Source organism: Staphylococcus sp. GDX8P114P-2 (assembly GCF_017892945.1).
GTDB classification, from domain to species: Bacteria; Bacillota; Bacilli; order Staphylococcales; family Staphylococcaceae; genus Staphylococcus; species Staphylococcus arlettae.
On record NZ_JAESMB010000014.1, the window covers coordinates 173,672 to 195,301 of the forward strand.

The following is a 21,630-nucleotide window of genomic DNA, read 5'->3' on the forward strand; positions in this document are numbered from 1 at the left end:
ATAAAATTAACGAGCCAAAGAATTCAAGAAATAGAAATAAATGTAGTTATCGTTTGTACTTGGCTATAGCTTTTAGATAAAGTACTTCATTTTAGAATTTTAAGTAAAAACTATACGTGCTTTTTACGATGCAGAGGGATTAAAAATGTTTTCAAGTATACCAGCTGATTTGTGCTACTATTAATCTAAAAAAAGACTAATCCTTTTTCAAGATTAGTCTTTTTTGAGTCTTTATAGAAATTGATAATAATATTACTTAGGAAATATAGTGACGGATTTAGGCATTTTTATTTACTGAAGCATCGTAAATTGATTCAATCGTTTCGCCTAAAATACGGTCGAATTCTTCGTCACTTTGATTTACATTTAAATCATTAATCAATGCACGTGAGAAGCTTGCGATTAGTCCATCATTGGCTTTAAGTAAATTGTTAGCTGCTTCTCTACTATAACCACCAGATAATGCAACGACACGTACGACATTTTGATGGTTAATTAATGTTTGATATTGATTAGGATTAGTAGGAATCGTTAATTTCAGCATGACTAACTGGTCATCATTTAACTTGTTTAATTCAGTTAAAATAGAGTCAGCTAAATATGCTTCAATATCAGCTTTGTTTTCTGCGTTTATGTTGACTTCTGGTTCAATAATTGGGACTAAACCAGCAGCGATAATTTGTTTAGCTACATCAAATTGTTGTTTAACGACTAAATCAATGCCGTCTTTATTTAATTCAAGAATGTTAGAACGCATCTTAGTGCCAAAAATTTTATGCTCATTTGCGCGACTTAATAAACTATCTAATTCTGGCATTGGTTTCATTAATTGAACACCGTCTTTTTGTTCAGCCAAACCTTTATCTACTTTTAAGAATGGTACAATGCCTTTATCTGCAAGGTAATCACCAGTGTGTTTACCTTCGACTGTACGATCCATTGTTTGTTCGAATAAAATTGCTCCGACAATTTTGTCTGAAGTAAATGCAGGTGAAGCGACGATGCGAGTACGCATATCATGAACTAAATTGAACATTTCATCTTCACTATCATATTGATCTTCAGTCACGCCATAATCTTTAAGTGCTTTTGGTGTACTACCGCCACTTTGGTCTAACGCCGCAATAAAACCTTTTCCAGTTTTGATTTTTTCAAGTTGTTCTGTATTCATTGCTTTCACTCCTTATATTTTATTCTCTTCTAGTATGATAAAAAATTTCGAATAACGCAATTGTTATACTATACAGTTGTAAAAGAAAGCCCACGTTTAAAAAATTATAGTTATTTACGATGTAGTGTTCGGCAAGCATAGTTTCGCTATTTATTTACGCACGCTTAGCATAAAGACAGGTGCTGGATTGTAAAAGGCATCTTGATGCTGATAAACACGTCCATGTACGGAAGTATCTGCAGTAATGTCTTCGTAACCTAACTCAAGTAATAATTGAAAGTCATAAGTAGGTCTAGGTTGTTTATTAATTGTTAAATTTTGTTTGATGGTCTCACTTTCTGTTAACATATCATCTCCGAGTTTTGCATGGGCATGGTCATTCGTGAAATCTTGATAAGATGTGAAGCTATCTTGGCCATAATTAGCATCGATATTGATTAAAATACCATCCTGTTTTAAGACACGCAGCCATTCTTGATATGCTGCTTTTGGATGTGGTAGTAACCACGTCACATTGCGTGCAATGACTACATCAAATGTTTGATTATCAAAGTTTAAAGATTCTGCATCCATAATTTGAAAATCTATAGTTTGTTGAAAACGAGCTGCGTTCTGTTGCGCAGAGTGAACCATCTCAGGAGATAAGTCAATACCGTTAACAGTTGCACCTTGTTGTGCGCATAAAATAGCTAAAAAGCCAGCGCCTGTACCAATATCTAAAATACGCATATTTGGACGAATCGTAATATAACGTGAAATTTCAGTTAACCATGATGTTGCATGGTCACTTTCCAATTCAGCTTGTTTATCTTCACTAAAAGTGGTGGCACGTTTATTCCAATAATCAATAATTTGTGTTTTGTTCGTTTGTGTCATATAACAACCTCATTAATATAAAATTTTAAGCTATGTAATGTGTAAAAGACGATTCTATTATAACAAATTGAAGTGTTCCAATGTTAATTGGTAACATGCATAAGCATATTTAGTTGCATTTTAGTAATGAATCATGAACTATAGAAAGTAAGCGCGTTACAAATTGTATTACTGTAACGATAAAATAAAACAAGGGTAGGAGATGCTGTCATGAAAATAGGGACAATTGGTACTGGTTTTATAGTCGATCGCTTTTTGTCAGCGATTGGTGAAATTGAAGACGTTAGTTGCGTTGCTATGTACACACGTAATTACGATAATGCTAAGGTGTTAGCGGACACTTACGGTATTGATACGATACATACAAATATAGATGCTTTTTTTAATGATAATACTATAGATGTAATATATATTGCTTCACCTAATAGTTTGCATTATAAGTATGCAAGTGAAGCACTCAAACATGGTAAACATGTTATTTGTGAAAAACCATTAACATCAACAGTAAAAGAAGCAGAAGCACTTATCCAATTAGCACGTGACCAAAAACTAATGCTGTTTGAAGCCATAACGACGATACATTTACCCAACTATCAACTAGCAAAAGCGCAGTTACATAAATTAGGACATATTAAAATGATTCAATGTAATTACGGAAAATATTCAAGTAGATATGATGCCTTGTTACGTGGAGAGTCACCGAATGTTTTTAATCCTAAATTTTCTGGAGGGGCGCTAGCGGATATTAATATTTATAACTTACACTTTGTGCTCAGCCTCTTCGGAGAACCTCGAGACGTGCAATATATGGCAAATAAACATGCCAATGGTATTGATACTTCTGGTATATTAACCCTGCAATATGATGATTTTCTTGCCACGTGTGTTGGTTCTAAAGATACGAATGGTATAGATTTCATACAGATTCAAGGTGAAGAAGGATTTATGCATATAGAGAATGGTGCAAACGCTTTTGATAAAGTAACATTGCATCTTAAAGATGGTCAGTATGAGTTAAATAATCAACTCACAGACAATTTGCTATACTATGAGACTGTTGATTTTAAAGAGATTTATGATCAAAGTGATTATACAAGGTGCTATGACTTGTTAACACATTCACTAGCAGTGATGAGAACATTTGAACAAGCAAGACAGACTGCTGGCATTGCTTTTGCGTCTGACCAACAATAGTTTATTAATACAAACAAAAAGCTGGAACATATGTCATGTTCCAGCTTTTTGTTTGTATTGACGGTAATCATAAATCATAAACTGAATGTTCAACAATGTAACATAATAAAGTTAGAGTTTAAAAACACTTAAAAAATATGATGTACGCGTGGATTTGAACCGTAATCATTTACCTGCTTATCTCCTGGTAGTAAAGAAAAAATCAATATCAAAATTGATACGACTAAGGAAAAAATACTAATAGGGAAAGTGATGATGATTGCAAACGTCCCTGTTGGTGCAATATAGCTCAGTAACTGCGTATACAGTATTGTAATACCGAATAATGTTGGTAATAACATTGTTCTTCCAGAATCATGTAATCTACGTGTTGATACAGCATAATCAGGAACAAAAAAGATTAAAGCGAGTAGTGTGTTTACTATTGAAATACTTTGTTCAGAAAAACTTAAAACAGTAGCACAAAAAATATTAATCACAGCTGTAAAAATAACATGATTTAATAATATTGGATACCACAGTGCTTTACGTCTAGAACGCCCCTTAAAGTTTAAAGCATTGCGCCAATATTCAGCATAAAAAGTCCACATAACATTCCCTCGTTTCATAGATAAAACAATTTTTATAATACCAATACTACTTAAAACGTGTGTCCTTGACAATAACTATTCGCTTATTGAAATAAAAATCATGGAATTTATTAATTTTTATGAGTAAGAAATAATGTTACCACGCAAAATACGAAATATTTACTTTCCGAGAATAATAAAATACATCGATAAATATGGACATATGATGTTTTGCAGAAGAAATAAAATTAGCAAGAAAATGAAGATGATATGTCAAATTGAGTTTAGGCAGTGCATGCAAAAAATAGCGTGTATTTTAATTTTTTTAAATGGATATTTATGCTATAAAAACGAATAAAAATTCATCATTGCACCGTTGTAAGATTTGTTCATTTCGTTAAATTCAAATTTAACACTATGATTGTGGCGATTTTTATGAGAAAGAAAAATATGTAATATATATATTTATTCATCGTGAAAGATTCTGAAAACTGTATGCAATTTGCATTATTATATATTTTTAGTTAACCTCATGTTTGTGAATTAAATCTTATGCATTTGTTTTCGCGCTAGCGTAATGAAATGTTTGGAATATGAAAATCAATTTGATTGGGGGACCCATTTTTGGATAAAGAAAAAGAACGTAGAAGTAAGGTTATGGATTGGACAACCTTCATAGGTGCTTTTGCTATTTTATTAATTTGTGTTATTCCTATGATGGTTTTTCCAAAAGCAAGCGAAGTTTTTATTACTCAATTAAATGATATAGTGACTACCAATTTAGGTGTCGCATACATAGTTATCGGTTTGGCAGTATTAATTTTTGTACTGTACATTGCATTTGGTAAGTATGGAAATGTCACGTTAGGTCGTGCGAATGACCGACCTGAGTTTAATACATTTAGTTGGGCAGCAATGTTGTTTTGTGCTGGAATCGCTTCTGATATTTTATATTGGGGATTAATAGAATGGGTTTATTATTTCCAAGTTCCACCGCATGGGGCAAAAGGTAAGTCAGCGGAAGCTTTAGAATATGCCACAATGTATGGCATGTTCCATTGGGGACCAATTGCATGGGCATCATTTGTATTGCCAGCATTAGCTATTGGTTATTTGATTTTTGTGAAAAACAAGCCAGTTTATAAAATTAGTCAAACGATGAGACCAATTTTAAAAGGTCACACGGATGGATTTATTGCTAAAATTATTGACGTATTATTTATACTTGGTTTAGTTGGTGGAACGGCGACGTCATTAGCATTAGGTGTGCCAATGGTTTCAGCCGGTTTGGAAAATCTTTTTGGCGTTGACGGTAATAGTATGATTACCAAAAGTATAGTTTTATTAGGTGTTACTGCTATTTTTGCTTATAGTTCATACTCGGGTTTGAAAAAAGGTATTAAAGTTCTCAGCGATGCCAATGTGATATTAGCATTTGTTTTACTAGCATTTGTACTCATTGTCGGGCCAACATTGTATATTTTAGAAAATACAGTGACAAGTGCCGGTAATATGTTTAAAAACTTTTTCCAAATGGCGACTTGGTTAGAACCAGAAGCGAGTATACCTGGTAATAAAGATACGAAATTCCCTGAGTCATGGACAGTATTCTATTGGGGTTGGTGGTTCGTTTATGCGCCATTTATCGGCTTATTTATTGCTCGTATCTCACGTGGCCGTACACTGAAAGAAGTTGTTTTAGGAACGATAATATATGGCACATTCGGTTGTATGTTGTTCTTTGGTATCTTTGGAAACTATGCAGTATATTTACAAGTTTCAGGTACTTTTGATGTTGTAAGTCATATCAATTCGATGGGACCAGAAGCAACCATAATTTCAATTTTAGATCATTTGCCGTTAGGTAAGGTTGTCATTGTATTATTCTGTATCTCAGCTATTTTATTCTTAGCAACGACATTTGATTCAGGAGCATATATCTTAGCTGCTGCATCACAAAATATGGTTATTGGAGAGCCAATCAAAGCCAATCGTCTATTTTGGGCTTTTGCATTATGTTTACTACCATTTTCATTAATGTTAGTAGGTGGTGAGGAAGCGATGACCGTACTTAAAACGGCCACCGTAGTTTCCAGTGTGCCACTGCTAGTCATATTTGTGATGATGATGTACTCGTTTATTCAAACGTTAAATAAAGATCGATTGAAATTACAACGTCGTGCTGATAAATATAAAGAGATAGAACGTCGTTCATTGCGCATTACGCAAATTGGTGAGAAAAAGCAAGATGATAACTTATAAATAACAGAAGCGCAAAAGTATTAGTTATAGCGCTAAGCTGTCGACAATGTCACTGACCTTGTCGGCAGTTTTTTTTGTGCACTTTCTGCGGTCACTGCCTCAGCCTGTAGTCTTCGGCGTGTGCTGTTCCCACAGAAGTCGGCCCCCGGCAATGATGACTAGTATTGAAAAAAGCTTGGTTTGAAGCGCATTTGCAATGCAGTCAGCTACTGCCAATATAACAAGAGACTAGGACAATCAATATTGTCCTAGTCTCTTGTCTACGTTACTTAATTTCTTTTTGCTCTGGAATTGGGAAATATTCAAAAATTTCACCTGATTCAATTGCGTCACTTAAATTTGCTAACCATTCATAGTAAGGCAACGTATCGATAAGTTGTTGCTTTATTGTTTCAGCTTCGGTTTTAGTAGTTGCGTCTACCTGTTCATCATTGATGAGCTTATCTAAAAGTGCAACAGCTTCATAAACACCATCACGATTAATTTCAATCTCTCGATTCCATTTATGAGGGAAGAAGTTACTGAAGAAATTGAAAAAGTTTTTTTCTGCAATAAAGTGTTGCTTTCTACTACCACGCGTGAATTTTTGTTTCACGATATCGTATTCTTGTAAACGTTTGACACCGGCACTCATACTAGGTTTACTCATTTGAAGTTGTTGACGCATTTCGTCTAAAGTCATGCTTTCTTCAAATAACATCGTGCCATACAAATTTCCGACGCTCCGATTAATACCATACAAGTCCATAGTTGCACCGATTGCATTGATAACAATATCTTTAGCTTGGTCTACTAACACTTCAGGTTGTTCTTTATTCACCATAAGGTGCACCTCCAAATCCATTCATAATATTATTAATAAAATAAGACGCGTTGATACCAATATTACCATAATACTACATGATATTTTGATGTATAGCGTCGATTTTAATAATTAAATGCGTTTGACACACTTTCAATTACTATGCTAACATAAGTTTGTAAAATTCGTTAAATAAAAATTTAACAAAGTTAACGGAGGTATTTTGATGGAACTTGTAAACAATTTATCTCGTCGTCAATATATTGATGGTGAGTGGGTAGATAGTGCAAATAATGAAACACGTAAAATTATCAATCCATATAATCAAGAAACAATTATAGAAGTTGCAGAAGGCACAGCCGAAGATGCTGAACGCGCAATTTTGGCAGCGAGAGAATCGGTTGAATTAGGTGAATGGACTCAAGAAACAAGTGAAGTCAGAGCACAGAAAGTAAGAGCAATTGCAGATGCAATCAAAGCGAATAAAGAAGAATTAGCAAGACTAGAAACATTAGATACTGGTAAGACTTTGGAAGAATCATATGCTGATATGGACGATATCCATAATGTCTTTATGTATTTTGCAGGTTTAGGCGATAAAGACGGAGGTGAATTAATCGATTCACCAATTCCAAACTCAACAAGTAAAGTTGTAAAAGAGCCTGTAGGAGTGGTGACACAAATTACACCATGGAATTATCCTTTATTACAAGCTTCATGGAAAATTGCACCAGCATTAGTAGCTGGTTGTTCCTTAGTTATGAAGCCAAGTGAAATTACGCCTTTAACAACGATTCGAGTATTCGAATTAATGGAAGAAATAGGTTTCCCTAAAGGGGTTATCAACTTAGTCTTAGGTAAAGGATCTGAAGTAGGAGAACCGTTATCTTCTCATCCAGAAGTAGACTTAGTTTCTTTCACAGGTGGAATTCAAACTGGTAAACACATTATGAAGCAAGCAGCGGACCATGTGACAAATATCGCCCTAGAATTAGGTGGTAAAAACCCTAACGTCATCTTTGACGATGCTGATTTTGATTTAGCAGTGGATCAAGCTTTAAATGGTGGTTATTTCCACGCAGGACAAGTATGTTCCGCAGGTTCTAGAATTATTGTGCATAACGATATCAAAGATAAATTTGAAGCAGCACTAATCGAACGTGTAAAAAATATCAAATTAGGTAATGGCTTTGATGAAACAACAGAAATGGGACCAGTCATTTCTGCAGAACATAGAACGAAAATTGAAAACTACATGGAAATTGCTAAAGATGAGAACGCAACAATTGCGATTGGTGGTAAACGTCCAGAGCGTGAAGACTTACAAGATGGTTTCTTCTTTGAACCAACTGTAATCACGAACTGTGATACATCAATGCGAATCGTGCAAGAAGAAGTCTTTGGCCCAGTAGTGACAATCGAAGGTTTTGATACAGAAGCAGAAGCAATCCAATTAGCGAATGATTCGATTTATGGATTAGCTGGTGGCGTCTTTACGAATGATGTTGGCAAAGCAGAACGCGTTGCGAGTAAGTTGAAAATGGGTACGGTATGGATTAATGATTTCCATCCATATTTTGCACAAGCACCTTGGGGCGGCTATAAACAATCAGGTATTGGTAGAGAATTAGGGAAAGCAGGTCTAGCAGAATACCAAGAAGAAAAACATATATTGCGTAATACTAATCCAGAAGCAGTGAATTGGTTTGGTAAATAAGTGCACAATCAAGACAAACTTAGGAGGTTTTTACACACATGAAACAATCTTATGATTATATAATTATTGGTGGCGGTAGTGCTGGTTCAGTACTAGGCGCACGTTTAAGTGAAGATAAATCGAAAAACGTATTAGTGTTAGAAGCAGGACGTAGTGACTATTTTTGGGATTTATTAATTCAAATGCCAGCAGCGTTAATGTATCCAGCAGGTAATAAACTATATGACTGGATTTATGAAACAAATGCAGAACCATTTATGGATGGTCGTAAAGTAGGACATGCCCGAGGTAAAGTGTTAGGCGGTTCAAGTTCTATTAACGGTATGATTTATCAACGTGGTAATCCACTTGATTATGAAAAGTGGGCAGAACCAGAAGGTATGGAAGGCTGGGATTTTGCACACGTCTTACCATATTTCAAACGATTAGAAAATACATTTGGTGCAACAAAAGACGATCAATATCGTGGTCATCATGGTCCGATAAAATTAAGACGTGGACCAGCAGATAACCCATTATTCCAATCATTTTTCGAAGCTGGTGTAGAAGCGGGTTATAATAAGACACCAGATGTGAATGGTTACCGTCAAGAAGGTTTTGGACCTTTCGATAGTAACGTAAGTAATGGTCGTCGTGTGTCAGCTTCAAGAGCATACTTACACCCTGCAATGCGTCGTAAAAACTTAGATGTTGTAACACGTGCATTTGTTACGAAAATCAACTTTGAAAGTAATAATAAAGTTTCTGGCGTTACATTTAAACGTAATGGTAAAGAACAAACGATAAATGCGAAAGAAGTTATTTTATCAGGTGGCGCCATCAATACACCACAATTATTACAATTATCTGGAATTGGTGATGCAGAGTTCTTAAAATCTATGGATATCGAGCCACGTATTGATTTACCTGGTGTGGGTGAAAACTTTGAAGACCATTTAGAAGTTTACGTACAACATAAGAGTAAAGAACCTATTTCATTACAACCTAGTTTAAATAAACTTAAAATGCCTTGGATTGGTATGCAATGGCTATTTGCACGTAAGGGTGCGGCAGCATCTAACCACTTTGAAGGTGGGGGTTTTGTTCGTTCAAATGAAGACGTAGATTATCCAAACTTAATGTTCCACTTCTTGCCGATAGCTGTAAGATATGATGGTCAAAAAGCACCAGTTGCACATGGGTATCAAGTGCACGTAGGACCAATGTACTCTAACTCACGTGGACATTTAAAAATTAAGTCCAAAGACCCATTTGAAAAACCAGAATTTATCTTTAATTATCTATCAACAGAAGAAGATAAGCGTGAATGGGTAGAAGCAATTCAAGTTGCGCGTAATATTTTAAATCAATCAGCTATGGATCAGTATAATGGTGGAGAAATTTCACCTGGGCCAGAAGTACAAACACCAGAAGAAATTATTGACTGGGTTAAACGTGATGGCGAAACAGCTTTACACCCTTCATGTAGTGCGAAGATGGGTCCGGCATCAGATCCAATGTCAGTAGTTGATCCAGAGACAATGAAAGTACATGGTATGGAAAACTTACGTGTTGTGGATGCTTCAGCAATGCCACGTACAACAAATGGTAATATCCATGCACCAGTATTAATGATGGCAGAAAAAGCAGCAGACATAATTCGTGGTAAAGAATTATTAGCACCTGAGTATGTTGACTACTATCAACACGGTGTTAGTGACAAAGATGCTGGAACAATTAAATAATAGCGTCAAAGCTGTAAAATAATTGTAGAGTAAAAGAACTTGGAACGTGTTTAATGTTCCAAGTTCTTTTTGTCTATCTATAGTAAGTGACGATGTAAAATGTTAATTTAAATAGTTTTATGCTTTATAACTTTACATGTTGTTGATAGGCATGAAGTAATTTATAAGTTGTACGAATTGTAGGTATTGCTAAATTGTGTTTAATTCCCTTATGAAAGATAAAACCTTGTATGGCTTCTACTTCTATAGGACGTGAGTGTAAATAGTCATAATACATACTTGTACCCATTTCATCAGGATAACCATTATAAATAGAAAAGATGTCATCAACAATAGTTTGAGGTAACTGAATGCCTTCAGCTTTAGCAACTTGTACACCTTCAAGTAATAAGTCACGACATAATTGTTTAGCCTCTTCAGTTTGTAATACTTTGGCAGGTGTTTGTGTTAACGCAGTAACTGTATTAATACCCAAATTAACAAGCAATTTATACCAAATTTTAGTAGTGATATCGTCTTCTAAAACTAAAGTGAGTTGTGTATGTTGAAGTTGTCGTGCAAGTGCTTGTGTATGTGAATCTTTTTGAATATGAAGTATTTCATCTCGATAGTGCAACACGTTATCGTGCTGCTTTTGGCCACTAATATAGACTACTGCTTGATAGATATGCGGTAGCTGTAAACTATCTGTATTGACGTAACCATTTTGCGCTAAAATTACAAGTGTATTAGAGGAGCAAATCCTTTGTATATGAGGCGTTACAGAATCTAATTGATACGTTTTGACAGCAACAAATACAACATCAACCTTACCTTTAGCTTCGGTTAATGGTGTGACATTTAGCGGTTGTGCTACATTATTATCTCCCGGGTAATAATTGATCGTCTTATGTTGACGTCCTAATAAACTTACAGTAGAAAAAGATTTTTTGAGTTCATAAGCGATAGTACAACCTACAGCACCTGGTCCAATTACAGCAAATTTTGTCATATCTTACTACTTCCTTTTTGGGTATGATTTTTATATACTATTGCTAATATTATAACAAATGGGGTTAAATGATGGTTAAAACTATAAGTGATTTATTAACAATGAAACAAAATAAGGAAAAGATATCTATGCTCACTGCCTATGACTATCCAAGTGCCAAACAAGTAGAAGCAGCGCATATTGATACGATATTAGTCGGTGATTCTTTAGGTATGACAGTGCTTGGTTATGACAGTACAGTTCAAGTTACTTTAGACGATATGATACATCATAGTAAAGCTGTGAAGCGAGGCGCACCGAATACGTTTATCGTTGTTGATATGCCTTTTGGGACGGTGGGCAGTAATCCAGACCAAGATATAGCTAATGCAGTTCGTTTATATCAACAAAGTGGGGCACATGCGATTAAAGCTGAAGGTGCACATATTGAATCATTTATTATACGTTGTAAAGCATTAGGCATCCCAGTCGTACCCCATCTTGGGTTAACACCACAAAGTGTCGGTATTATGGGTTATAAAATGCAAGGTGCTTCGACTGAAGCAGCACAACAGTTAGTAGCTGATGCACAACGCATGGAACAAGCTGGCGCAATTATGCTTGTGTTAGAAGCTGTGCCTAGTGACTTAGCACGTAAAATTAGTAAGACTTTGACTATTCCGGTGATCGGTATTGGTGCAGGTGTTGGTACAGATGGGCAAGTATTGGTCTATCACGATGTTTTAAATTATGGTGTAGACCGACATGCTAAATTCGTCAAACAATATGGTGATTTTGCTATAGGTGTTGAAGCATTGCAACAATACCATACAGAAGTGAAAAAGCATGAATTTCCATCAGTTGAACATACGTACAAAAAGAAAGTTTGGGACGAGGAGTAGAACAATGACACAAGTTATTTCAAATATTCAAGAGATGCAATCGTTAATGCTACAATTAAGAAAATCAAATAAATCTATAGGTTTTGTACCTACAATGGGTGCACTACATGATGGTCATTTAACCATGATGCAACAATCTGTGAGAGAGCAAGATATCACTGTTGCGAGTGTATTTGTAAATCCTTTACAGTTTGGGCCTGATGAAGATTTTGATGCATATCCAAGGCAAATTGAACAAGATGTCAGTTTAGTAGAGACTGTAGGTGTGGATTATGTGTTTTATCCATCAGTTGATGATATGTATCCAGCTGAATTAGGTGTAGCGTTAAAAGTAGGTAGACTTGCTACAGTGTTAGAAGGTGCACAACGACCAGGTCATTTTGATGGTGTCGTTACAGTGGTAAATAAATTATTTAATATTATTCAACCAGATGTTGCTTACTTCGGCAAAAAAGATGCCCAACAATTAGCTATTGTTGAAAAAATGGTAGCAGACTTTAATCATAATATTCGTATTGTAGGTGTTGATATTATTAGGGAAGCAGATGGTTTAGCTAAAAGTTCACGCAATATTTATCTTACTACTCAAGAACGTGAAGAAGCAGTACATTTATACAAAAGTTTGTGCTATGCTAAGCAATTATATGATGAAGGTGAACGTCGCAGTGACGTGCTCATAAAAGGTGTGACACAATGTTTGACCTCTCATACGAGTGGTAATGTAGAAGAAGTTGCTGTATACAGTTATCCAGAATTAAAGGAACAAAAGTACATATCAGGACGTATTTTTATTTCTTTAGCAGTGAAATTTTCTACAGCACGCTTGATCGATAATATTATAATAGGAGAGGTATCTTAATGATTAGAACAATGATGAATGCTAAAATTCACAGAGCCAGAGTGACAGAATCTAATTTGAATTATGTAGGCAGCATTACGATTGATAAAGATATACTAGAAGCTGTGGATATTTTACCTAATGAAAAAGTAGCGATTGTAAATAATAATAACGGTGCGCGTTTTGAAACGTATGTTATTGAAGGTGAACGAGGTAGTGGCAAGATTTGTTTGAATGGTGCAGCGTCACGTTTGGTTGAAGTGGATGATGTTGTAATTATTATGACCTATGTTGCTCTGAATGAAGAAGAACTCCAGTCACATGTTCCTAAAGTAGCTGTGATGAATGAATATAATCAAATAACTCAAATGTTGCATGAAAAAGAGAGTCAAACGATTCTAGAATAATATAATAAAAGTAATCATATTAAACAAACTTATGTTTTTATGATTACTTTTTTTAATTCATTATTATAATCACACATATATAAGGGGATAATAAAATGAAGAAATATAGACTAACGTTCAGTTTAGTGATTATTTTATTTTTGTGTGTTGGTTATACAACGTTAAATGAACTGAAATACTTGGACAAACATACCTCTGTAGTGGCAGTAGGTGACAACTTAATCCATCCTGTAGTTTATAATGATGCGCGTCAACAAGATGGTACGTTTGATTTTAGTGAAATGTATAAACCAGTAGAACAGTATATTCAATCAGCAGATATAGCGTATATTAATCAAGAATCTCCTATGGGTGGAGATGATAAAGCATTTTCAGGTTTTAAACGTTTTAATACACCAAGCCAGTTAGCACAAAATGTAGTAGCAAGTGGTTTTAATCTTATTAATGGGGCTAATAATCATGCTTTAGATCAAGGAGTAGCTGGATTGGAACATCAAATTGATTTATGGAAGCGTCATCGTACAATGTACACTGGTACATTTAAGTCGTCCGAAGATCGTAATAATATTCCAATTAAAAAAGTTAAAGGTATTAAAGTTGCTATGCTGAGTTATACATATGGTACGAATGGTCTAAAGCGTAAAGCGCCTTATCATATTAATTATTTCGATGAAGCGGTGATTAAACGTGATATTGCTAAAGCGCGTAAATTAAGTGATGTAATTATTGTATCCGCGCATTGGGGCAAAGAAGGCAAAAGTAAGCCTAGTAACAAGCAACGGTATTATGCACAATTGTTTGCAGATGAAGGTGTTGATGTTGTTTTAGGTATGCATCCTCACGTTATACAACCAATGGAATGGGTTGAAGGAAAGCATGGTCAGCGTACTTTTGTAGCCTATTCACTGGGAAATTTTCTTAATGGCCAAGAAACAGGTGACGAGAAAAATATCCTTGGTGGAAGTGTGAATTTTGATATTAACAAAAGTCCTAAAGGGGTGTCGATTGAGGATGTACGGTGGAAATCATTAGTCATTCATAATGAAATTGTAGACCCTGGCAATAGCGATAGCAGATATAATTTTGCTGTATATCCGTTACATCGATATCCAACTAAGTTAGCAGATAAACATTCTGTACAGTTTAAAGAAGATAGTGATATGTCTGTAGCGCATTTACAACAACATACACGTTCGATTATAGATGAACAGTTTTTAACTCCAACAAGTTATTGACAGTATAAAGGTGAGCGAGAGGTGTCTAGGAATCATTTCAGTGGATGTAGTGAAAACCGATTTTGTTAGCAGTTTTTGTGCACGCTTTCCGCGGGCACTGCTTCAACCTGTAGTCTTCAGCTAGTGCTATTCCCGCAGGAGTCGGCTCAAATTACTGCTAATATATAGAAAAATATTTTGGAGTACTAATGTTTAAGGTCTGTTTACTGACAATAAAACAAGAGGATACAGACAAAGTTTTCGGTTTTATTGGCAGATTTTTTGTACAGACTTCCGTAGGCGTTGCCTTAGGCTAGTGTCTTTGGCTAGTGGGCTTTCTTCTGTAATTGGCCAAAAAACTTTCAATATTAAACGAACCTTAGGTGAAAGTAGCCTAAGGTTCGTTTATGTTTAAAGCAAGAGATTGAGACGACAAAATTTTTAATAACACTAGGTCTTTGTAGCGCTTCCTATGTGTGTTGTAAGTTAGTGTGTAACTTTTTTAGCTAAATCAGTAATATATAAGAAAAAGTCATCATGATCAACATGAGTAACAACGTCTACTTCTCGACCGTTAGTTTCATCTTGGTAAATTTTACCTTGGCTAGGACCATCAGTGATAACAGCGGCTTTCACAGTGTATTGATGTACTAATTCAGGTTTACCAATATAAGCAGTTGTTAATACATCCCATAAAAAGTAAGTAGAGTTTGTTTGGAAATGTGTTAGTGGTGGAACTGCTGCGTAACTAACTCCTAAGAAATCAACCCCGATATGATGACGTTCGTCGGCCCATTGTTGTCGAATAGCAGGTGTTAACGGTACTTGATTGGTACTTTCAAGCGCAACCATATCAATTGAAATAGTAGTATTAAATACTGCAGCTACAGCCTCAGGGTCCCAAAAAGCATTCCATTCGGCACTGCCATCATGTTCCGGCTCTTCAACATTACCTTTTGATAAGAATGTGCCTCCCATCCATACTAAACGTGCAATATTGTGTTCTATAGTTGGATTTACTGCTAAAGCTTTAGCTAAATCAGTTAATGGTCCAGTAAATAATAAGGTTACAGGCTCAGAAGATTGACTTACTTTGTCAATAATATCTTGATAGGCGTCGGTATCAAGTATTGTAGACTGTGAAGCGGTAGGTTCATTTAAAATAGGTAAAGCATCCATAAAAAAGGCATGCATACGCCAATCTTTAGGGAATGGGTTTTTGCCACGTTCTTTAGAAGCGGCAACATCTATCTGTGTAGTTGAAAAGCGATTGATAATTTTTTGGGATGCACTCGTTGCAGGTTCTACATAACTATCTGCGCCAATTGCACTTACACCAATAAGATTAATGTTTTCCATTTGTAATAATAAGAATAATGAAATTAAATCATCCACGCCACCGTCATGATTAAAATAAAGTTGTTTCATATGTTTGCACCTCCAAGTTAAATATAACTACTTTATTATACCACGCTAAAAAAAAGTGAATTAAGTTGCTTAACCCTTTAATGAACTTATTTATGATTAGTGTTTTAGCAACTTAGTATTAACTTTAAGTGCATAAATAACGAAAGATATTTTAATTTAGCAAAAGTGTGTAAAATTAAAATTTCTAATTTGGTGTTTATATTTATCTGAATAGGTTATTTGTAAAGGTAGATACAAATAAGGGGTGTTTTTGTGTGAAATTCAAAAAGGAAAACGTGAATCACGTTGATTCAAGTAAAGCCAAAAAAACAGTCGTTGCCACGGGGATTGGTAATGCAATAGAGTGGTTTGACTTTGGTTTGTATGCCCAGTTGGCAGTCATACTTAGTGCAAACTTTTTTGGTAATTTACCTCAAGAAATGCAAATCATTTCAACTTTTGCAGTATTTGCATTTGCTTTTATAGTAAGACCAATAGGTGGTATTTTCTTCAGCCACCTTGGAGATAAATATGGTAGAAAAATTGTATTATCTACTACAATTTTATTAATGGCCGCATCTACGTTGATGTTAGGTCTGTTACCAACACAAGATCAAATAGGCATTTGGGCACCTATTTTGTTACTTGTAGTTAGAATGATACAATCCTTTTCAACAGGAGGAGAGTATGCAGGCGCCATGACTTTTATTGCTGAGTCTTCACCTGATAGTACTCGCGGTAAATTAGGAAGTGGCTTAGAAATCGGTACATTGGCAGGTAATATTTTGGCAGCAATATTGGCTGGTACAATGTATGCTTTATTATCAGACCAACAAATGGCTGATTGGGGTTGGAGAATACCGTTTATTATTGCAGCTCCACTAGGTATTGTCGGTATTATTCTGCGTAGTAGTTTGGATGAGAGTCCGGCATATGAATCTACGTTAGAAGAACAAGAAGAATTAGAATATTCTTATTTAGATATCTTCAAATATTATTGGAAAGACGTTATTGTGTGCTTTACTGGTGTAGCATTTTTAAATGTTGCTAACTACATGGTGTTGTCATACATGCCATCATTTTTAAATACCACAATTAATCTAGGTGGTACGATGGGATCTATATTAAGTACGATAACCATGGCACTTATGATACCGGCAGTCTTTTTCTTTGGTTGGTATAGTGATAAAGTGGGCAATAAACGTACAACGATGTTTGGACTTGCAGGATTTAGCTTATTTTCAATTTTGGCATTTTGGCTAATGACTATACCATCCATTCCAGTTGTAATTATAGGTCTCTTTATTATTGCACTGTTTATGTCAACGTTTGAAGGTGTTATGCCTTCAGTGTTACCAAGTATGTTCCATACTAAAGTAAGATTGCGAACATTATCATTGGTATATAATATTGGTGCTGCTATTTTTGGTGGCCTAACGCCATTCATTTTATCAACTTTAGTGGAAACAACTGGCCAACAAATTGCACCATCTTATTACTTAGTAGCTATTAATGTTATTGGTTTATTAATCTTTGGCTTTATGTTCAAGTCAACGTCAAATAAATCATTACGTGGTGCATATCCGAATGTAGAAAGTCAGTCAGAGTATGAAGAAGTTATTAAGAATCCTAAAGATGCACTATGGTGGACAGAAGAAGATAAGCCTCAGTAATGGCTTAGCATATTAAAAAGTAGATAAATATGGGGTAGCAGAGTAATCTTTTGAAAATAAGATTGCTCTGCTCTTCTTTTTTATGCTTATTCGTAGCGTGTAGAATTTTACGGCAGCGTATTTGTGTTACATTAAATCGTACAAAATAAAGGCTAATTTCGTGAGAAAAAATGCATATATCACTCGCAAAGTGTAAAATATATTATTATAGAGAAAAATGTACCAAATTTATAATTTATATGATTATGTAAACGGTTAAATGTTGTTATAAAGGGCTGTATGAGACAAAGTATTGTTCAGTGGAAAGCATAGAAATTATAAAATTTATGAATAAATAAGTTACATAAGCAAGTGCCGATTTATTGACTGTACGTATAGCATAAACGAAGTTAATTCAAAAAAACGATTATGCATCAATTAGCTATATAACGTATTTTTATACAATTAATGTTATATATTGTTAGCTGTTTGACTGGTTTTTAAATAAGTGTATAATAATCGACTATACAATAAAATGTATATTGTGTATAACAAGAATAAAGATGAGTATAAAAGACAAAAAATGTTATAGGGGTTTGTATGGAAAAACAGAATAAGAGTAATAAGATTAATTTAGCGCAACTCGTACTACTAGGCTTAGGATCACTTATTGGTTCTGGTTGGTTATTTGGTGCGTGGGAAGCATCTTCTATTGCTGGACCAGCAGCAATTATTTCATGGATTATCGGTTTTGCGGTTATTGGCTCAATAGCGTATAACTATATTGAAATTGGCACGATGTTCCCTCAATCCGGTGGTATGAGTAACTATGCACAATATACACATGGTTCTTTGCTTGGTTTTATTGCAGCTTGGGCCAATTGGGTATCCCTTGTAACAATTATCCCGATTGAAGCAGTCTCTGCAGTACAGTATATGAGTTCATGGCCTTGGGATTGGGCTAAGTTTATGGGCAATTTAATGGAAGGAGGCTCAATAAGTAATATTGGCTTATTGGCTGTCTTCGTTATTATCATCATATTTTCATTATTAAATTATTGGTCTGTTAAATTATTAACCTCATTCACTAGTCTGATTTCGGTGTTTAAATTAGGTGTTCCATTATTAACAATTATCATGTTAATGATTTCTGGCTTCGATACTGGCAATTATGGGCACTCAGTTGGTACATTTATGCCTTATGGCAGTGCGCCAATATTTGCAGCTACAACAGCTTCTGGAATTATTTTCTCATTTAATGCATTTCAAACTATCATTAATATGGGTTCTGAGATAGAGAAACCAGAAAAGAATATTGCTAGAGGAATAGCTATTTCATTAATATTGAGTGCAGTGCTTTACATAGTGTTGCAAAGTACTTTTATTACATCAATGCCAAGCGATATGTTGCACAGTAATGGCTGGGCAGGTATTAATTTCAACTCACCATTCGCGGATATGGCTATTTTACTAGGATTAAATTGGTTAGCTATTCTACTCTATATTGAAGCAGTAGTCTCACCATTCGGTACTGGTGTATCGTTTGTAGCAGTTACTGGTCGTGTGTTACGCGCAATGGAAAAAAATGGACATATACCGAAATTCTTAGGACAGATGAATGAAAGGTACAAAATTCCACGAGTAGCAATTATTTTCAATGCTATCATAAGTATGATAATGGTTTCTTTATTCCGTGATTGGGCAGTGTTAGCGAGTGTTATTTCAACGGCTACACTAGTTGCGTATTTAACTGGACCTACGACGGTTATTTCATTACGTAAAATGGCGCCGCAAATGCATAGACCATTTAGAGCAAGTATGTTGAAATTTATGGCACCATTTTCGTTCGTTTTAGCTTCTTTAGCAATTTATTGGGCAATGTGGCCAACCACAGCTGAAGTGATTTTCATTATTATATTAGGCTTGCCAATTTATTTCTTCTATGAATATAAAATGAATTGGAAAAACACGAAAAAACAAATCGGTGGTAGTTTATGGATTATTGTGTATTTAATTATTTTAGCTTTCTTATCGTTTATTGGTAGTAAAGAGTTTAAAGGATTAAACTGGATACATTATCCTTATGATTTTGTAGTTATTATCATCGTAGCTTTAATCTTTTATAAATTAGGTACAACGAGTTATTTTGAAAGCATTTATTTTAAACGTGCCAAAAAAATTAATAAAGATATGACTTCACAATTAAAAGTAGAACAAAAATTAGACTCAACAACAGCAGAATAAAGCTTTATAGGAGGATAAAATAACTCATGTATAAAGCCGACAAATAATATTTGAGTATTTGCCGGTTTTATTTATTAACTTAAAACTTGCATAAATTTTGTATGCGTATTTGTGTGTAATTTTACGATGATAACAGTTGTAATAGTTTAAGAGTATGTTATAATTAATTTTTTCAGAATATTAACAATATTTAGAAAAGTATGTGTGGCACAACCCATTGTATGGTTGGATAGTATAGGAATCTTTTAAAAAATTGCAGTTGCCATGTTTTTTTGAAATATTAAATCTATCACAAAAGTTAAAAAGAAGCTGCAATAATGACAAATGGTAAACATTTGATAATAGTGAGTAGCAGGATTAATAACAGAAAAGAAGCTGTAATTTAATTTGACTTATTAACAGTCGAGGTGTATGATAACGAATATTAATTCATTTTTAAGAATAAATATAAAGAGAGAGGGTTTTGATGAACGATTTAAAGAACGATGTAATTACACATACAGATAAGTATAGTTCGATCAATTATAGTCCAATGAATCTAGTTCTATCCAAAGGTAAAGGTGCGAAAGTTTGGGATATTGAAAACAATGAGTACATTGATTGTATTTCAGGATTTTCAGTTGTTAACCATGGGCACTGCCATCCCAAAATCATAAAAGCATTTCAAGAACAAAGCGAACAGATAACGATGGTCTCTCGTGCTTTATATAGCGACAATTTAGGTGTTTGGGAAGAAAAAATTTGTACATTAGCTAATAAAGATAAAGTATTACCCATGAATACAGGTGCTGAAGCAGTAGAAACTGCGATAAAAATTGCACGTAAGTGGGGCGAAGATGTTAAAGGTGTGCCAGAAGGACGCAGTGAGATTATTGCAATGAACGGTAATTTCCATGGCAGAACATTAGGGGCATTGTCTTTATCATCGCAAGAAAGTTATAAGCAAGGTTTTGGACCTTTATTAGATAACATGCATTACATTGATTTCGGTGATGTAGCACAGCTAAAATCAGAAATTAATGAACATACATCTGCAATTATTTTAGAGCCTATTCAAGGAGAAGGTGGTGTGAATATTCCATCTGATAACTTTATTGCTCAAGTACGTGAACTTTGTGATGAACATAATATTTTATTTATTGCAGATGAAATTCAAGTTGGTCTAGGTCGTACAGGTAAAATGTTTGCAACGGAGTGGGAAGGTGTAACAGCTGATATATACTTGCTCGGTAAGTCATTGGGTGGAGGATTATACCCCATCTCGGCAGTATTAGCAGACGAGTCAGTCATGAATGTACTTACACCAGGTACACACGGTTCGACTTTTGGTGGTAATCCACTGGCATGTGCAGTGTCTACTGCAGCTTTAGATGTATTAATAGAAGAAAAACTTATCGAAAATTCAGCGACATTAGGTCAACAGTTACTGAACAATTTACAGTTGATTGATAGTGATGTAATCGTCGATGTGAGAGGTAGAGGATTGTTTATCGGGATCGAATTGACAGAAAATGCACAACCTTATTGTTTAGAGATGATTAAAAAAGGTGTGTTATGCAAAGAAACACAAGGTAATATTATTCGAATTTCGCCCCCATTAGTTATTGATGAGACAGAAATCACTAAAGTTATCGATGTAATTACTGAAGTATTACAAAAATAAATTAACTTAAAAGACGGA

17 protein-coding genes are annotated in these 21,630 nt (G+C 34.8%); 11 read left to right on the plus strand and 6 right to left on the minus strand.

Going from position 1 to position 21,630, the window contains the following annotated elements; all coding sequences use genetic code 11:
• Positions 1–277 precede the first annotated feature (277 nt).
• Positions 278–1,171, minus strand: a complete 894-nt coding sequence (locus KA845_RS08050) for a fructose bisphosphate aldolase (protein ID WP_103388227.1) — start codon at positions 1,169–1,171, stop codon at positions 278–280.
• A gap of 150 nt (positions 1,172–1,321) precedes the next feature.
• Positions 1,322–2,047, minus strand: a complete 726-nt coding sequence (locus KA845_RS08055) for a class I SAM-dependent methyltransferase (RefSeq protein WP_002509873.1) — start codon at positions 2,045–2,047, stop codon at positions 1,322–1,324.
• 210 nt (positions 2,048–2,257) lie between these two features.
• Here KA845_RS08055 and KA845_RS08060 point away from each other — a divergent pair, with 210 nt between their 5' ends.
• A complete protein-coding gene (locus KA845_RS08060) occupies positions 2,258–3,241 on the plus strand; it encodes a Gfo/Idh/MocA family protein (protein ID WP_103388226.1) in 984 nt (327 codons plus the stop codon).
• 128 nt (positions 3,242–3,369) lie between these two features.
• On the opposite strand, the gene KA845_RS08065 is transcribed toward KA845_RS08060, so the two are convergent.
• A complete protein-coding gene (locus tag KA845_RS08065; protein ID WP_021459668.1) occupies positions 3,370–3,831 on the minus strand; it encodes a DUF805 domain-containing protein in 462 nt (153 codons plus the stop codon).
• Between the two features lie 636 nt (positions 3,832–4,467).
• Between KA845_RS08065 and KA845_RS08070 the strand changes: the two genes are divergently transcribed.
• The gene (locus KA845_RS08070; RefSeq protein WP_103388360.1) at positions 4,468–6,072 is read left to right on the plus strand and encodes a BCCT family transporter; all 1,605 of its coding nucleotides are present in this window, start codon (positions 4,468–4,470) and stop codon (positions 6,070–6,072) included.
• 265 nt (positions 6,073–6,337) lie between these two features.
• Here the strand turns inward: KA845_RS08070 and cudC are convergent, their stop codons facing one another.
• Positions 6,338–6,895, minus strand: coding sequence for a choline uptake/conversion transcriptional regulator CudC (gene cudC, locus KA845_RS08075; RefSeq protein ID WP_103388224.1), 558 nt, complete (start codon positions 6,893–6,895; stop codon positions 6,338–6,340).
• Between the two features lie 205 nt (positions 6,896–7,100).
• On the opposite strand from cudC, the gene betB reads away from it, so the two are divergent.
• The gene (betB, locus tag KA845_RS08080; RefSeq protein WP_103388223.1) at positions 7,101–8,591 is read left to right on the plus strand and encodes a betaine-aldehyde dehydrogenase; all 1,491 of its coding nucleotides are present in this window, start codon (positions 7,101–7,103) and stop codon (positions 8,589–8,591) included.
• 38 nt (positions 8,592–8,629) lie between these two features.
• Positions 8,630–10,315: a choline dehydrogenase gene (gene betA / locus KA845_RS08085; RefSeq protein ID WP_167867801.1), complete on the plus strand. Its 1,686-nt coding sequence runs from the start codon at positions 8,630–8,632 to the stop codon at positions 10,313–10,315.
• Positions 10,316–10,439: 124 nt separating this feature from the next.
• Here betA and KA845_RS08090 read toward each other — a convergent pair whose 3' ends face one another.
• Positions 10,440–11,306: an oxidoreductase gene (locus KA845_RS08090; protein WP_167867802.1), complete on the minus strand. Its 867-nt coding sequence runs from the start codon at positions 11,304–11,306 to the stop codon at positions 10,440–10,442.
• A 71-nt stretch (positions 11,307–11,377) separates the two neighbouring features.
• Here KA845_RS08090 and panB point away from each other — a divergent pair, with 71 nt between their 5' ends.
• The 4 genes from panB (at position 11,378) to KA845_RS08110 (ending at position 14,667) form a co-directional block, all read left to right on the plus strand.
• Positions 11,378–12,187, plus strand: coding sequence for a 3-methyl-2-oxobutanoate hydroxymethyltransferase (gene panB, locus KA845_RS08095; protein WP_002508877.1), 810 nt, complete (start codon positions 11,378–11,380; stop codon positions 12,185–12,187).
• Positions 12,188–12,191: 4 nt separating this feature from the next.
• Positions 12,192–13,046: a pantoate--beta-alanine ligase gene (gene panC / locus KA845_RS08100; RefSeq protein ID WP_021459663.1), complete on the plus strand. Its 855-nt coding sequence runs from the start codon at positions 12,192–12,194 to the stop codon at positions 13,044–13,046.
• Positions 13,046–13,432 carry an aspartate 1-decarboxylase gene (gene panD / locus KA845_RS08105; protein WP_002508875.1) on the plus strand — a complete coding sequence of 129 codons (387 nt, stop codon included), beginning with the start codon at positions 13,046–13,048 and terminating at the stop codon, positions 13,430–13,432. Before panC ends, panD begins: the two co-directional genes overlap by 1 nt.
• A gap of 95 nt (positions 13,433–13,527) precedes the next feature.
• The gene (locus KA845_RS08110) at positions 13,528–14,667 is read left to right on the plus strand and encodes a CapA family protein (RefSeq protein WP_210127941.1); all 1,140 of its coding nucleotides are present in this window, start codon (positions 13,528–13,530) and stop codon (positions 14,665–14,667) included.
• A 465-nt stretch (positions 14,668–15,132) separates the two neighbouring features.
• Here the strand turns inward: KA845_RS08110 and KA845_RS08115 are convergent, their stop codons facing one another.
• A complete protein-coding gene (locus tag KA845_RS08115; protein ID WP_021459661.1) occupies positions 15,133–16,074 on the minus strand; it encodes a nucleoside hydrolase in 942 nt (313 codons plus the stop codon).
• Positions 16,075–16,328: 254 nt separating this feature from the next.
• Between KA845_RS08115 and KA845_RS08120 the strand changes: the two genes are divergently transcribed.
• From KA845_RS08120 to rocD, 3 genes are all read left to right on the plus strand, one after another.
• A complete protein-coding gene (locus KA845_RS08120) occupies positions 16,329–17,726 on the plus strand; it encodes an MFS transporter (protein WP_021459660.1) in 1,398 nt (465 codons plus the stop codon).
• 579 nt (positions 17,727–18,305) lie between these two features.
• Entirely contained in the window at positions 18,306–19,949 is a 1,644-nt protein-coding gene (locus tag KA845_RS08125; RefSeq protein ID WP_167867804.1) for an APC family permease, read from the plus strand.
• Between the two features lie 466 nt (positions 19,950–20,415).
• Positions 20,416–21,612: an ornithine--oxo-acid transaminase gene (rocD, locus tag KA845_RS08130; protein WP_021459658.1), complete on the plus strand. Its 1,197-nt coding sequence runs from the start codon at positions 20,416–20,418 to the stop codon at positions 21,610–21,612.
• Positions 21,613–21,630: the final 18 nt, after the last annotated feature.

Coding starts and splice junctions, on each gene's coding strand:
- KA845_RS08050 (WP_103388227.1), bottom strand. CDS start 1,171: ATGAATACAGAACAACTTGAAAAAATCAAAACTGGAAAAGGTTTTATT.
- KA845_RS08055 (WP_002509873.1), bottom strand. CDS start 2,047: ATGACACAAACGAACAAAACACAAATTATTGATTATTGGAATAAACGT.
- KA845_RS08060 (WP_103388226.1), top strand. CDS start 2,258: ATGAAAATAGGGACAATTGGTACTGGTTTTATAGTCGATCGCTTTTTG.
- KA845_RS08065 (WP_021459668.1), bottom strand. CDS start 3,831: ATGTGGACTTTTTATGCTGAATATTGGCGCAATGCTTTAAACTTTAAG.
- KA845_RS08070 (WP_103388360.1), top strand. CDS start 4,468: ATGGATTGGACAACCTTCATAGGTGCTTTTGCTATTTTATTAATTTGT.
- cudC (WP_103388224.1), bottom strand. CDS start 6,895: ATGGTGAATAAAGAACAACCTGAAGTGTTAGTAGACCAAGCTAAAGAT.
- betB (WP_103388223.1), top strand. CDS start 7,101: ATGGAACTTGTAAACAATTTATCTCGTCGTCAATATATTGATGGTGAG.
- betA (WP_167867801.1), top strand. CDS start 8,630: ATGAAACAATCTTATGATTATATAATTATTGGTGGCGGTAGTGCTGGT.
- KA845_RS08090 (WP_167867802.1), bottom strand. CDS start 11,306: ATGACAAAATTTGCTGTAATTGGACCAGGTGCTGTAGGTTGTACTATC.
- panB (WP_002508877.1), top strand. CDS start 11,378: ATGGTTAAAACTATAAGTGATTTATTAACAATGAAACAAAATAAGGAA.
- panC (WP_021459663.1), top strand. CDS start 12,192: ATGACACAAGTTATTTCAAATATTCAAGAGATGCAATCGTTAATGCTA.
- panD (WP_002508875.1), top strand. CDS start 13,046: ATGATTAGAACAATGATGAATGCTAAAATTCACAGAGCCAGAGTGACA.
- KA845_RS08110 (WP_210127941.1), top strand. CDS start 13,528: ATGAAGAAATATAGACTAACGTTCAGTTTAGTGATTATTTTATTTTTG.
- KA845_RS08115 (WP_021459661.1), bottom strand. CDS start 16,074: ATGAAACAACTTTATTTTAATCATGACGGTGGCGTGGATGATTTAATT.
- KA845_RS08125 (WP_167867804.1), top strand. CDS start 18,306: ATGGAAAAACAGAATAAGAGTAATAAGATTAATTTAGCGCAACTCGTA.
- rocD (WP_021459658.1), top strand. CDS start 20,416: ATGAACGATTTAAAGAACGATGTAATTACACATACAGATAAGTATAGT.